Below are 13,745 nucleotides of genomic sequence, written 5' to 3'. Positions count from 1 at the left end.
TAACAGGCGCCACACAACTTTCTCCAGGCAAAAAAAACGGGAACCCGAAGGTTCCCGTTTTTTCATTGCCTTACAAGCGCATTAGCGTGGAAACGCTGGCGGGTTCACACCGGCCATCTCTTCCATCACGCGAACCACCTGGCAGCTGTAACCGAACTCGTTGTCGTACCAGACGTACAGAACAACGCGGTTGTCGTTGGCGATGGTGGCCTCAGCGTCAACCACACCGGCGTGGCGCGAGCCGACGAAGTCGGTCGAAACCACTTCCTGCGAGCTGACGTAGTCGATCTGCTTGTGCAGCTCTGAGTGCATGGCGGTCTGGCGCAGGTACTCGTTGATCTCGTCGCGGCTGGTGGCCTTTTCCAGGTTCAGGTTCAGGATGGCCATCGAAACGTTCGGCGTCGGTACGCGAATGGCGTTGCCGGTCAACTTGCCCTTCAGCACTGGCAGTGCCTTGGCGGCAGCGGTGGCGGCGCCGGTTTCGGTGATGACCATGTTCAGCGGCGCGGCACGGCCACGACGGCTGCCCTTGTGGAAGTTGTCGATCAGGTTCTGGTCGTTGGTGAACGAGTGAACGGTTTCGACGTGGCCGTTGACGATGCCGTACTGGTCGTTGATGGCCTTGAGCACCGGCACGATGGCGTTGGTGGTGCAGGAAGCTGCCGAGATGATCTTGTCATCGGCGGCGATGTCACCGTGGTTGATGCCGTGCACAATGTTCTTCAGCGCGCCCTTGCCAGGTGCGGTGAGGATCACGCGGGCAGCGCCCGGGCAGGCCAGGTGCTGGCCCAGGCCGTCAGCGTCACGCCATACGCCGGTGTTGTCGACGATCAGCGCGTTGTCGATGCCGTACTGGGTGTAGTCGACTTCGCTCGGGCTCTTGGCGTAGATAACCTGGATCAGGTTGCCGTTGGCGGTGATGGTGTTGTTGGCTTCGTCGATGGTGATAGTGCCATCGAACGGGCCGTGAACCGAGTCACGACGCAACAGGCTGGCACGCTTGACCAGATCGTTTTCGGCGCCTTTGCGCACGACGATGGCACGCAGGCGCAGGCCGTCGCCACCACCGGTCTTCTCGATCAGGATGCGCGCCAGCAGGCGGCCGATGCGGCCGAAGCCGTAGAGGACAACGTCGGTGCCTTTACGGGCCGAAGCGTTCTGCTGGCCAACCACCTCAGCCAGCTCTTCACGGACGAACTGCTCGGCAGTGCGGCCATTGCCTTCCTGCTTGAACTTGTTGGCCAGCTTGCCCAGGTCGACCGAAGCGGCGCCCAGTTTCAGCTCGCTCATGGCCTTGAGCAGTGGGAATGTCTCGTGGACGGACAGTTCGGTTTCGTCGGCTTGACGATGACGCGCAAAGCGGTGCGCCTTGAGGATCGAGATAACCGAACGGTTGATCAGGCTGCGGCCATAAATCGAGCTCACCACGTTGTTGTTGCGGTAGAGCTGACCGATAAGCGGGATCATCGCTTCAGCCAGGGCTTCACGATCAATCCACTCACCAAGACACTGGTCGGGCTTCTGAGTCACGGGAACCTTCCACATGTAGGGACAGAAAAAAGGGGCTACATTATGACGCCCCAACGCGGAACCGGCAATGAGCGCCTGTCGCAGTCACGCAAGCCAGCGTTCATGCCCTTTCAAGCCTGACAGGCGGCACTGGCACCGGTACAATCGGTCTCTTTGCCGCAACGCTTGGAGTGCAATCTCCCGTGTCAGTTCTGCGCCTACCGCAAATGTCGGCCACGGCCGGCAAACAAACCTGGGGCAACCTGCCCGGTGCCGCCCTCAGCCTTGCCATCGCCGAGGCCGCCAGCAGTGCTGGCCGCTTCACCCTGCTGCTGACGGCCGACAGCCAGGCTGCCGACCGTCTGGAACAGGAGCTGCGCTTCTTTGCCCCGGACCTGCCGGTGCTGCCGTTCCCCGATTGGGAAACCCTGCCCTACGACCTGTTCTCGCCACACCAAGACATCATTTCCCAGCGCATCGCCAGCCTGTACCGCCTGCCGGAGCTGAGCCACGGCATCCTCGTGGTGCCGGTCACCACCGCCCTGCACCGCCTGGCACCCACACGCTTTCTGCTGGGCAGCAGCCTGGTGCTGGATGTGGGCCAGACCATCGACGTGGAACAGATGCGTACACGCCTGGAGGCAAGCGGCTATCGCTGCGTCGACACCGTGTACGAGCATGGTGAGTTTGCCGTGCGCGGCGCGCTCATCGACCTGTTCCCGATGGGCAGCAAACTGCCCTACCGTATCGACCTGTTCGATGACGAGATCGAGACGCTGCGCACCTTCGACCCCGAGACCCAGCGCTCGATCGACAAGGTGGATTCGGTGCGCCTGCTACCCGCGCGCGAATTCCCGATGCAGAAAGAGGAAGTGACCCGTTTCAAGGCGCGCTTCCGTGAGCGCTTCGACGTCGACTTCCGCCGCAGCGCCATCTTCCAGGACCTGGCCAGCGGCATCATCCCCGCCGGCATCGAGTACTACCTGCCGCTGTTCTTCGAAGAAACCTCGACCCTGTTCGACTACCTGCCAGCCGACACCCAGGTGTTCTCCCTGCCCGGTGTGGAACAGGCCGCCGAACATTTCTGGAACGACGTGCGCGGGCGTTATGAAGACCGTCGCGGCGACCTGAGCCGGCCACTGCTGCCACCGGCCGAGCTGTTCCTGCCGGTGGAAGACTGCTTCGCCCGGCTCAAGCAATGGCCGCGGGTGGTGGTCAGCAGCGATGACCTCGAACCGGGCGCGGGCCGCGAGCGCTTCCCGGCACGCGCCCTGCCCAACCTGGCCATCGAGGCCAAGGCCAACCAGCCGCTGGCCGAACTGGCCAACTTCCTCGACCAGTTCCCCGGCCGCGTGCTGTTCACCGCCGAATCGGCGGGCCGCCGCGAAGTGTTGCTGGAGCTGCTCGACCGGCTGAAGCTGCGCCCGCATACCGTCGACGGCTGGGACGATTTCATTACCGGCAGCGCGCGCCTGGCAATCACCATTGCCCCGCTGGACGACGGCCTGGTGCTGGACGACCCAGGCCTGGCCCTGGTGGCCGAAAGCCCGCTGTTCGGCCAGCGGGTGATGCAGCGCCGACGCCGCGACAAGCGTGGCGAAACCGCCAACGACGCCGTCATCAAGAACCTCACCGAGCTGCGCGAAGGCGCGCCAGTGGTGCACATTGACCACGGCGTGGGCCGCTACCTGGGCCTGGCCACCCTGGAAATCGACGGCCAGGCCGCCGAGTTCCTTACCCTGGAATACGCCGAGAACGCCAAGCTCTATGTGCCGGTGGCCAACCTGCACCTGATCGCCCGCTACACCGGTAGCGACGACGCGCTGGCGCCGCTGCACCGGCTGGGCTCGGAGGCCTGGCAGAAAGCCAAGCGCAAGGCCGCCGAACAAGTGCGCGACGTGGCCGCCGAGCTGCTCGACATCTATGCCCGCCGCGCTGCGCGCAAGGGTTATGCGTTTGCCGACCCGTCTGCCGACTACGCCACCTTCAGCGCTGGCTTCCCGTTCGAAGAAACCCCGGACCAGCAAGCCGCCATCGAAGCCGTGCGTGCCGACATGCTGGCACCCAAGCCGATGGACCGCCTGGTGTGCGGCGACGTCGGCTTCGGCAAAACCGAAGTGGCCATGCGCGCCGCGTTCATCGCCGTGCACAGCGGCCGCCAGGTGGCCGTGCTGGTGCCCACCACCCTGCTCGCCCAGCAGCACTACAACAGTTTCCGCGACCGCTTCGCCGACTGGCCGGTGACCGTGGAAGTGATGAGCCGCTTCAAATCCGCCAAGGAAGTGGCCGCCGCTGCCGCCGACCTGGCCGAAGGCAAGATCGACATCCTCATCGGCACCCACAAGCTGTTGCAGGACGATGTGCGCTTCAAGGACCTGGGCCTGGCCATCATCGACGAAGAACACCGTTTTGGCGTGCGCCAGAAGGAGCAACTGAAGGCCCTGCGCAGCGAGGTCGACATCCTTACCCTCACCGCGACGCCGATTCCGCGCACGCTGAACATGGCGGTAGCGGGCATGCGCGACCTGTCGATCATCGCCACGCCGCCGGCGCGCCGCCTGTCGGTGCGCACCTTCGTCATGGAACAGAACAAGAGCACGGTCAAGGAAGCGCTGTTGCGTGAACTGCTGCGCGGTGGCCAGGTGTACTACCTGCACAACGATGTGAAAACCATCGAAAAATGCGCCGCCGACCTTGCCGAACTGGTACCCGAGGCGCGCATCGGGATTGGCCACGGGCAAATGCGCGAGCGCGAGCTGGAACAGGTGATGAGTGACTTCTACCACAAGCGCTTCAACGTGCTGGTGGCCTCGACCATCATCGAAACCGGCATCGACGTGCCCAGCGCCAACACCATCGTCATCGAGCGTGCCGACAAGTTCGGCCTGGCCCAGTTGCACCAGTTGCGTGGCCGGGTCGGCCGTAGCCACCACCAGGCCTACGCCTACCTGCTCACGCCCACCCGGCAAAAAGTCAGCGCCGACGCCGAAAAACGCCTGGAGGCCATCGCCAACACCCAGGACCTGGGCGCCGGTTTCGTGCTGGCCACCAACGACCTGGAAATCCGCGGTGCGGGCGAGCTGCTGGGCGAAGGTCAAAGCGGGCAGATCCAGGCGGTGGGCTTCACCCTGTACATGGAGATGCTCGAACGTGCGGTGAAGGCAATTCGCAAAGGCACCCAGCCGAACCTCGAACAGCCACTGGGCGGTGGCCCGGAGATCAACCTGCGCCTGCCGGCGCTGATCCCCGAAGACTACCTGCCCGACGTGCACGCACGGCTGATCCTGTACAAGCGCATTGCCTCGGCGGCCGACGAAGAAGGCCTCAAAGACCTGCAAGTGGAAATGATCGACCGCTTCGGCCTGCTGCCGGAGCCGACCAAAAACCTGATGCGCCTGACCTCGCTCAAGCTGCTTGCGGAAAAGCTCGGCATCAAGAAAGTCGACGCCGGCCCCAATGGCGGCAAGCTCGAGTTCGAGGCCGAAACCCCGGTCGACCCGCTGACCCTGATCAAGCTGATTCAGGGCCAGCCCAAACGCTACAAGTTCGAAGGCGCGACCCAGTTCCGCTTCCTGGTGCCGATGGAGCGCCCCGACGAACGTTTCAACACCCTGGAGGCGCTGTTCGAGCGCCTGACCCCACAGCCTGCCTAAGGAAGATCCATGCGTGCCATCCGTAGCCTGACCCTGCTGCTGGCGCTGTTTGCGCCAGCCGCCTTCGCCGAAGGCCTGTATCAGGTTGAAATGATCCTGGTGCGGCAAAACGCCGTGCCCGCCTTCACCAGCCCGTTCGCCCCGGAAAACTGGAGCGCCGGCGCCCCACGCCTGGAAAAGGACGCCGAGCGCCGCCTGGCGCTGGAAGACGAAGCCACCCGCCTGGAAGCCACTGCCGACTACACCGTGTTAATGCATAAGGCCTGGCAGCAACAGGTGGGCAGCGAGCCAAGCCGCATTGCCCTGGGCGAAGGCGCCGAGCAGTTCGGCCACTTCCCCATCGAAGGCAACCTCAGCATCGCTGAAGGCCGCTTCATCACGGTCGATGCCAATTTCTGGGTCAACCAGCTGGACGGCAACGGCAGCGTGCTGCAAAGCGAGCAGTTCAAACAAAGCAACAGCAACGTCAAGGGCGGCCAGCTGACCTTCCTCGACGGCGGCCACCTGGCCGTGCTGCTGAAGGTGACGCCGCCGGGCACGCCGAAAATGCCGGTGATGGACCCGGAAATGATGGAGCAGTGATGTGAGCGAGAGCGATGCGCAGTTCTTTGTGCGGGAGCACGACGGCTGGACGTTTGCGTTTGACCGCAAGTCTCTGCAACGCGGCCTGGATTATGCCGAGGAAGGCAGAAGCGAAATCATATCGATCCTCGACATGACGATTCGCGCCCAGTGCGCAGGCTCCGCAGGCCGGACCTACTACCAGCGCATCACGCTGGACATGACCGAAGATGGCCTGGAGTGTGAGAGCACTTGCTCTTGCCCGGTAGGAGAAAATTGCAAGCATTGCGCAGCTGCGCTCTATTTGCTGGAGCGGGGGCCGGATTACGCCGAAGGCAGCCATGATGCCCCTCACCCACCTGTTGACGCCTCCCGGCACTCTCTGGACCTCCCACCTGAACTCGCCCATTGGGTCGAAGCTCTGGAAGCGCCAACAAAGCCTGCCGAGCCTGCCAAGCGCAAAGGCCCGTCGCTCTACTACAAGGTCGTTAATGAGCGCGGCCTTTGCACGCTCAGCGTAGCCAAAGGCACCCGCGAAGCCGATGGCCAGCTGAAACTCGCCCGTGCCAGCTCGCTGCCTGAGATGCTCTACTACACGCCACGTTACGTAACGGATGAGGACCTGCGCATCCTCAGGCTGATTGACGCCCTTGGCAAAAACACCAACATGCCCATCGCAAGACTGGAAGGAAAGCAAGGCGCAGAGCTGTACGAGTTCGCATTGGCCAGTGGCCGTCTGATCTATGGCGAGCAATTGTTGCCACTCGCCCCCGGGCCGACACTGCCGGCCGAGTTTCGCTGGATGAGGCTTGAGAACGGCAGCTATCGTGGTGCGTGGCACCATGATGAGCGGTTGCATGACATGGCACTGCCGCTCGACCCGCTCTATTACATCGACACCCAGACGGGCATGACTGGCAAGCTTGCGCATGATCTTGACCCGTTCATTGCCAGCCAACTGGCAAGCGCACCTACGGTGCCCGAACACTTGATCATCCCCCTGAGCCACCGGTTGAATGCGCTGAATCGCCAGGTGCCAACGCCTACAAGCGTACGCAGTGAAGAGATCGACAGTGTTCAACCCAGGCCGCACCTGACGCTGGGCAGCCTCGAATTCAGCGCCTACATGCCCAAGACCGGCCGTATGCAGCGGCAGATGCAGCATCGGGCCGCACTGGCGTTCGACTACGACGGTTTACGCGCCAGCGGCAGCGACGAAAAACCGCTGACCCGCCTGGTCGACAACACCAGCCAGCGCATCCGCCGCCAGCCGCAGGCCGAGCAGGCGCTGCGCAAGGTGCTGCGCGACCTGGGCTTCAAGGCCGCCACCCGACAAAGCAAGGCCCTGCCTGACAGCGCCGGCGAAATGTTCCAGCTGCCAGACGACGAAGCCTGGCTGCGCTTTGCCCGCGAAGGCCTGCCACGCCTGCGCGAGGCCGGGTGGGACATCGACATCCACCGCGATTTCGCCTTCAACCTGCAAGAGGTGGACGACTGGTACGCCACCATCGACGAAGCCCCCGGCCATGAATGGTTCGACCTGGAGCTGGGTATCGTGGTCGATGGCCAGCGCCACAGCCTGCTGCCGATCGTGCTGCAAGTGCTGCGCAGCAACCCGGAATTGCTGCGCCCCAGCGAACTGGCCCGGCGCAGCGACGACGAGCACCTGCTGATCGACCTCAACCGCGGCCGCCTCGATGCCTCGGCCCTGCGCGTTGCCCTGCCCTACGGCCGCCTCAAGGCAGTAATGGGCACCCTGGGCGAGCTGTACCTGCACGAAGACGTAGCCGGCCCGTCCCTGCGCCTGGACCGCGCCGATGCTGCACGCCTGAACGATATCGAAGGCCTGCCCCTGCACTGGGAAGGTGGTGCACATGTGCGGGATCTGGGCCGCCGCCTGCGCGACGCCCGCGACTTGCAGGTAGCCCCGCCGACAGGGCTGCAGGCCAGCCTGCGCCCCTACCAGCAACAGGGCCTTAACTGGCTGCAGGCACTACACGAAATGGGCACCGGCGGCATCCTGGGCGACGACATGGGCCTGGGCAAGACCCTGCAGGCCCTGGCGCACCTGCTGCTGGAAAAGCAGGCCGGGCGCCTGACCGCTCCCGCCCTGGCAGTGATGCCGACCAGCCTGGTGCCCAACTGGCTGGACGAAGCCCAGCGTTTCGCCCCCGACCTGCGCGTGCTGGCCCTGCAAGGCCCGGGGCGCAGCAAGCATTTCGCCACGCTGCACGACTACGACCTGGTGCTGACCACCTATGCCCTGGTGCCACGCGACCTCGAACACCTGCGCAGCCAACCCTGGCATGTACTGGTGCTGGACGAGGCGCAAAACATCAAGAGCAGCACCAGCAAGGCCGCACTCGCCGTCTGTGAGCTGCAGGCCAACCAGCGCCTGTGCCTGACCGGCACGCCGATGGAAAACAACCTGGGCGAGCTGTGGTCGATCTTCCACTTCCTGATGCCCGGCTGGCTGGGTGACCTGAAGCGCTTCAACCAGGACTACCGCACCCCCATCGAACGCCACGGCGACAGCGAGCGGCTGGCTCACCTGGTGACACGCATTCGCCCGTTCCTGTTGCGCCGCACCAAGGAACAGGTGGCCACCGAGCTGCCAGCCAAGACCGAGATGGTGCACTGGGTGGAGCTGAGCGACGCCCAGCGCGACACCTACGAGGCCGTGCGCGTGGCGATGGACAAGAAAGTGCGTGACGAAATCGCCCGCAATGGCGCCGCCCGCAGCCAGATCGTCATTCTCGACGCCCTGCTCAAGCTGCGCCAGGTGTGCTGCGACCTGCGCCTGGTCAAGGGTGTGGAAAGCAAGGGTAACCAGGCCGACAAGGGCAAGCTGGGTGCGCTGCTGGAAATGCTCGAAGAACTGCTCAGCGAAGGGCGCCGGGTACTGTTGTTCTCGCAGTTCACCTCGATGCTGGCATTGATCGAGCAGGAGCTGGAAAAGCGCAAGATTCGCTACAGCCTGCTGACCGGTGACACCCGCGACCGTCGCACGCCGGTGCAGCAATTCCAGCAAGGTGAAAGCGACGTGTTTCTGATCAGCCTCAAGGCGGGTGGTGTGGGGCTGAACCTGACGGCTGCGGACACGGTGATCCACTTCGACCCCTGGTGGAACCCGGCGAGTGAAAACCAGGCCACCGACCGCGCCTACCGCATTGGCCAGGACAAGCCGGTATTCGTGTTCAAGCTGATTACGCGGGGGACGGTGGAGGAGAAGATTCAGCTGTTGCAGCAGGAAAAGGCGGCGCTGGCGGCAAGCCTGCTGGATGGCGGGCAGGCCGGACAATGGCGCATGGGGGATGAGGAAATCGAGGCGCTGTTTGCGCCATTGCCAGGCAAGCGCGGGCGCTAAACCTTTCATCTTCTGTTGCCTGTACTGGCCTCTTCGCGGGCTCGCCCGCTCCCACAGGATTATCAATGCCCTCAAGGGCGATGCTGTACCTGTGGGAGCGGGCATGCCCGCGAAGAAGCCAACACGGTCAATCGATCAACTGAGCTTCCTTCAGCGCCCCCAACGCCTCCAGCCAGCGCGGCTGCTGCCGGTAGTCGGTCCGCGCAAACCCTTGCCCACGCATCCGCGCAATTCGCGGCGAGGGCTTCACCTTCATCCGTTGCGCCGCACTCAGCGCCAGCTCCGCCGCCGCCCGGTCGTTACACACCAGGCCCATGTCACAGCCGGCACTCAGCGCCGCTTCGATACGGCTGGCCGCATCACCCACCACATGCGCCCCGGCCATCGACAGGTCATCACTGAAGATCACCCCGTCAAAGCCCAGCTCGCCACGCAGGATGTCCTGCAGCCAGCGCCGCGAGAAGCCGGCCGGCTGGTTGTCGACCTGCGGGTAGATGACATGCGCCGGCATCACCGCTGCCAGTTGCCCGCTCAGGCGGGTGAACGGCACCAGGTCGGCCTGGCGCAGCTGCTCCAGGCTGCGCTCATCGGTAGGGATGGCCACATGCGAGTCGGCCTCGGCCCAGCCATGCCCCGGGAAATGCTTGCCACAGGCGGCCATGCCCGCCGCATTCATGCCGCGAATGAAGGCCCCGGCCAGTTGCGTGGCACGCAGCGGGTGACCCTCGAAGGCGCGGCTGCCAACCACGGCGCTACGCTGGTGGTCCAGGTCGAGCACCGGGGCAAAGCTCAGGTCCAGGCCAACCGCCAGCACCTCGGTCGCCATCAGCCAGCCGCATTGCTCGGCCAGGTACTCGGCATTGTCATTGTCGGCCAGCGCACGCATGGCCGGCAGGCGCACAAAGCCCTGACGCAGGCGCTGCACACGGCCACCTTCCTGGTCTACCGCCAGGATCAGGTCGGGACGAATGGCGCGGATCGACGCACACAGCTCACGCACCTGGCGCGGGCTATCGATGTTGCGGGCAAAGATGATCAGGCCAGCCACTTCGGGCTGGCGCAGCAAGTGACGGTCTTCGGCGGTCAGCCATTTACCGGCGATATCCACCATCAGGGAGCCTTGCAGGCTGACGGTCATGGGTAATCCTTCATTGAAGACTGAGAGAAGCCCACTGGGGGCAGGCGGCTTGTTCGATGCGCACCGGGCAATGGACCGGCACCCGCTCGAACAGGCTTAGCAAGTCGGTGTTACGCAGGCGTATGCAGCCATGGGACAACGCTACGCCCATGGGTTCCGTATCCGCAGTGCCGTGCAGGTAGATATAGCGGCGGAACGTGTCGACCGCACCCAGGCGGTTGACACCAGGTTCGCAGCCGCTGAGCCAGAGGATGCGGGTGAGGATCCAGTCGCGCTCCGGGTTTTGCGCGTGCAGTTCCGGCGACCACACCTCACCCGTCCAGCGCCGCCCGGCCAGTACCGCGTTCAGCGGCAGGCCTGCGCCAATCTTTGCCCGCACCTGATGCAGGCCGCGCGGCGTGCACCCCGAACCGTTACGCTCGCCGGCGCCGTTACGCGCCGTGGACACGGGCACGCGCACGCGCAACTGGCCACGGGCAAAACCGTACAGGCATTGGTCGGCAAGGGAAATGTGCAACAGATTGAGGTCGGGCATGGGCGCTAGCTTAGCCGAAGCGCCCTGCCCCGCCCAGCCTTTAGGCTTTGGCGGTGGTAGCGCTGGTCTTGGTACGCGGGCGCAGCTGGGCGCTGGCCATGGCGTCATCGGTGACACCGCTGTCGGCACGCATGCCGGCCGCCAGGAACGGCACCATCAGGCGCATCACCTGTTCGATCGAGGTATTGATGCCGAAGTCGGTCTCGGCGATCGCCCGCAGGGCCTTGATACCGGACATGCTGAAGGCCGCAGCACCGAGCATGAAGTGCACACGCCAGAACAGCTCCAGCGGTGGAATGCGTGGCGCGGCCTCGTTGACCAGCAGCATGTAGCGGCGGAATACCTTGCCATACATGTCTTCCAGATAGCGCCGCAGGTGGCCCTGACTCTGGCTGAAAGCCAGGCCCAGCAAGCGCATGAAGATCGACAGGTCATTGTTGCTGCGAGGCTGCACCGCCAGCGCCTGCTCCACCAGCATTTCCAGCAGCTCTTCAAGGCTGGGCTTTTGTTCCGGCCTGGCCTGACGCCGCTCCAGCTCACGCTCCAGGCTGGCGCAAAACGGGCCGAGGAAGCGCGAGAACACCGCCTGGATCAGCGCCTTCTTGGAGCCGAAATGATAGTTGACGGCCGCCAGGTTGACCCCGGCCTTGCTGGTAATCAGCCGCAACGAGGTTTCGGCGAACCCCCTTTCCGCGAACAACTGCTCGGCAGCATCGAGAATGCGTTCAACGGTTTCCGATTGGGCCATGACTACTCCGGGTACTCCGCCAGACAAACAGGTGTTTGAAACATACGTTTCAGCCCTGCTTCTGTCAAGGCTCGGTGACCGGGCGGTCGCCATTTAAAAGCGCCAGACGGCCGGCTGCAAGCGCCACCTCTGCTGTTTATTGCGCCTTTTGGCTTGCAGCGCATCCAGTACTGTATATAATTCCAGTCACTGTACAAAAAGACAGAGCGCTCACCATGTTGAAACTGACGCCACGCCAAGCCGAAATTCTCGCGTTCATCAAACGCTGCCTGGAAGACAACGGCTTCCCGCCGACGCGCGCCGAGATCGCTCAGGAGCTGGGCTTCAAGTCGCCCAACGCCGCCGAGGAGCACCTCAAGGCCCTCGCCCGCAAAGGCGCCATCGAGATGACCCCGGGCGCCTCACGCGGCATCCGCATTCCCGGCCTGGAAGCCAAAGCCGAAGAAAGCGGCCTGCCGATCATCGGCCGGGTTGCTGCCGGCGCGCCGATCCTTGCCGAACAGCACATCGAGCAATCCTGCAACATCAGCCCCGCCTTCTTCCACCCCCAAGCCGACTATCTGTTGCGCGTACACGGCATGAGCATGAAAGACGTCGGCATCTTCGACGGCGACCTGCTGGCGGTACACACCTGCCGCGAAGCCCGCAACGGCCAGATCGTGGTGGCGCGCATCGGCGACGAAGTGACCGTCAAGCGCTTCAAGCGTGAAGGCAGCAAGGTATGGCTGCTTGCCGAGAACCCCGAATTCGCCCCCATCGAAGTCGACCTGAAAGAACAGGAGCTGGTGATCGAGGGCTTGAGCGTCGGCGTCATTCGCCGCTGATCCAGGAGGCGTCATGCAGCCGTTCATTCACGCACCCGAGCAAGCCCAGTTGCCCCTGTTCGAAGCATTTCTCGCCCAGCCCGTGCTACCGGGCCTGAAAGCCAGTGAACTGGCACGCAAGAGCAGCCAACCCGAGCTGTTCAGCGAACTGTCGCTGCGCGGCGCCCCTGGGCACTGCCAAAGCCTGCTGGCACCGGTACTGCGCGAGCTGAGCGAAGAGGACGAGGCCCGCTGGCTGACCCTGATCGCTCCACCCTCCAGCCTGACCCAGGCCTGGTTGCGCGATGCCGGGCTTAACCGTGAACGTATTTTGCTGCTGCAACCTCGCAGCAATCAAAGCCCGCTGCAACTAGCCTGCGAGGCCTTGCGCCTTGGCCTCAGCCACACCGTGGTGAGCTGGCTGGGTAGCGTCAATGCCACTGCACGCCAACAGTTGCTACGCGCGGCCAGTGCCGGAAATGCACAAAGCCTGAACATCCGCCTAGGCTGATGTTCAGGCTTTGCCTGTCACTTCAAAAAGCCTGACACGTTACTGCACCTTTAGTGCAGCACACGCGGCCCTTCATCACGCTCAAGCTCGCCATCCATCAGGCGACCGGCCATCTGCACGCCCACACTGAGCATGGCCTTGGCCACTTCCACATGCTGACCCTGCAGGAACACCTTGGCGTCTTCCGAGAAATCCAGGGTTACCAGAGAGCCCTCATCCTCGGCGCGACGCAGTTCGATGCGGCCATCAGGCAACTCGACAATTTCCAGAAACGACGTAGACATAAATGGCAGTTCTCCGCGAAAGGCCGCTAGTGTACCAGCCGTTGCGGCTATCAGCACTCACTCAACGCGTCGCGGAAACGTCTTACCAAGCCCTTGAGGTTGTTGCGCCAGCTTTCCAGTTCGGCACGCGACAGTGCAGGATGCTCGGGCTCATCGAGATTGACGGCCTGGATCAGGGGTTGAGTAACGTCAGTTTTCGGCGCCTTCTTCGCGACAGGTGGTCGGAACAAATCGGCATAAGCACCCAGCATTTGCGCCAGCCAGGTTTCGCGCTGACGGGCGATTTCCAGTAGCTCAGCTACTTCCGGGATGGCGATGCCATTCAGCGCGTCGTCAGCCAGTGCCTGCTCAACCGTTGCCACAACCGGCAAGCGATAGAAACCACCGATTTCATGGCACAAGCCCAGCAGCGCGCCGTACAGGTGGAACAGCGCCGATTCGCGCTCGGCCTGCACCAGGCCTTGAGCGTTCATGGCCTGGCTTTGCTCGGCCTTGGCCATGGACTCCAGAGCGAGGCCAGCGAAGAACAGTTTCTGGTTGGTACGGGTGTAGAGTTCCTGGGCCATTTCTGTGCCCTCCCATGAGGCTGCAAGGCGAATGTCTGCATCATAAATGATTGGGGCCGCTTTGCGCCCC

Annotated in this window: 11 protein-coding genes; 5 read left to right on the top strand and 6 right to left on the bottom strand. The window is 63.6% G+C overall.

The window, feature by feature from the left end:
• Positions 1–81: 81 nt before the first annotated feature.
• Entirely contained in the window at positions 82–1,545 is a 1,464-nt protein-coding gene (locus APH36_RS12615; RefSeq protein WP_060498880.1) for a glyceraldehyde-3-phosphate dehydrogenase, read from the bottom strand.
• Between the two features lie 167 nt (positions 1,546–1,712).
• Between APH36_RS12615 and mfd the strand changes: the two genes are divergently transcribed.
• From mfd to APH36_RS30735, 3 genes are read left to right on the top strand one after another with little or no spacing between them, the layout of a single operon-like run.
• Complete coding sequence (gene mfd, locus APH36_RS12610; RefSeq protein ID WP_060498879.1) at positions 1,713–5,162, top strand: transcription-repair coupling factor; 3,450 nt, start codon at positions 1,713–1,715, stop codon at positions 5,160–5,162.
• 9 nt (positions 5,163–5,171) lie between these two features.
• Positions 5,172–5,744 (top strand): CsiV family protein, encoded by a 573-nt coding sequence (locus APH36_RS12605; RefSeq protein WP_060498878.1) that lies wholly within the window; start codon positions 5,172–5,174, stop codon positions 5,742–5,744.
• A gap of 1 nt (position 5,745) precedes the next feature.
• Positions 5,746–9,090, top strand: coding sequence for a DEAD/DEAH box helicase (locus APH36_RS30735; protein ID WP_082426381.1), 3,345 nt, complete (start codon positions 5,746–5,748; stop codon positions 9,088–9,090).
• Positions 9,091–9,217: 127 nt separating this feature from the next.
• Here the strand turns inward: APH36_RS30735 and nagZ are convergent, their stop codons facing one another.
• The 3 genes from nagZ to APH36_RS12585 are packed head-to-tail and all read right to left on the bottom strand — an operon-like array spanning position 9,218 to position 11,511.
• A complete protein-coding gene (gene nagZ / locus APH36_RS12595; RefSeq protein WP_177337101.1) occupies positions 9,218–10,216 on the bottom strand; it encodes a beta-N-acetylhexosaminidase in 999 nt (332 codons plus the stop codon).
• Positions 10,217–10,238: 22 nt separating this feature from the next.
• Entirely contained in the window at positions 10,239–10,763 is a 525-nt protein-coding gene (locus tag APH36_RS12590; RefSeq protein WP_060498876.1) for a L,D-transpeptidase, read from the bottom strand.
• A 40-nt stretch (positions 10,764–10,803) separates the two neighbouring features.
• A complete protein-coding gene (locus APH36_RS12585) occupies positions 10,804–11,511 on the bottom strand; it encodes a TetR/AcrR family transcriptional regulator (RefSeq protein ID WP_060498875.1) in 708 nt (235 codons plus the stop codon).
• Positions 11,512–11,726: 215 nt separating this feature from the next.
• Here APH36_RS12585 and lexA point away from each other — a divergent pair, with 215 nt between their 5' ends.
• A complete protein-coding gene (gene lexA / locus APH36_RS12580) occupies positions 11,727–12,335 on the top strand; it encodes a transcriptional repressor LexA (protein ID WP_016714901.1) in 609 nt (202 codons plus the stop codon).
• A gap of 13 nt (positions 12,336–12,348) precedes the next feature.
• Positions 12,349–12,825 (top strand): SOS-induced cell division inhibitor SulA, encoded by a 477-nt coding sequence (gene sulA / locus APH36_RS12575; protein ID WP_060498874.1) that lies wholly within the window; start codon positions 12,349–12,351, stop codon positions 12,823–12,825.
• Between the two features lie 50 nt (positions 12,826–12,875).
• On the opposite strand, the gene APH36_RS12570 is transcribed toward sulA, so the two are convergent.
• Positions 12,876–13,109 (bottom strand): hypothetical protein, encoded by a 234-nt coding sequence (locus APH36_RS12570; protein ID WP_003248777.1) that lies wholly within the window; start codon positions 13,107–13,109, stop codon positions 12,876–12,878.
• A gap of 50 nt (positions 13,110–13,159) precedes the next feature.
• Positions 13,160–13,675 (bottom strand): DUF6586 family protein, encoded by a 516-nt coding sequence (locus tag APH36_RS12565; protein WP_060498881.1) that lies wholly within the window; start codon positions 13,673–13,675, stop codon positions 13,160–13,162.
• Positions 13,676–13,745: the final 70 nt, after the last annotated feature.

This window comes from Pseudomonas sp. NBRC 111133 (genome assembly GCF_001320605.1).
GTDB lineage: Bacteria > Pseudomonadota > Gammaproteobacteria > Pseudomonadales > Pseudomonadaceae > Aquipseudomonas > Aquipseudomonas monteilii.
Note: the sequence above shows the minus strand (reverse complement) of the source record. Positions and strands in the feature narration are given on the sequence as shown.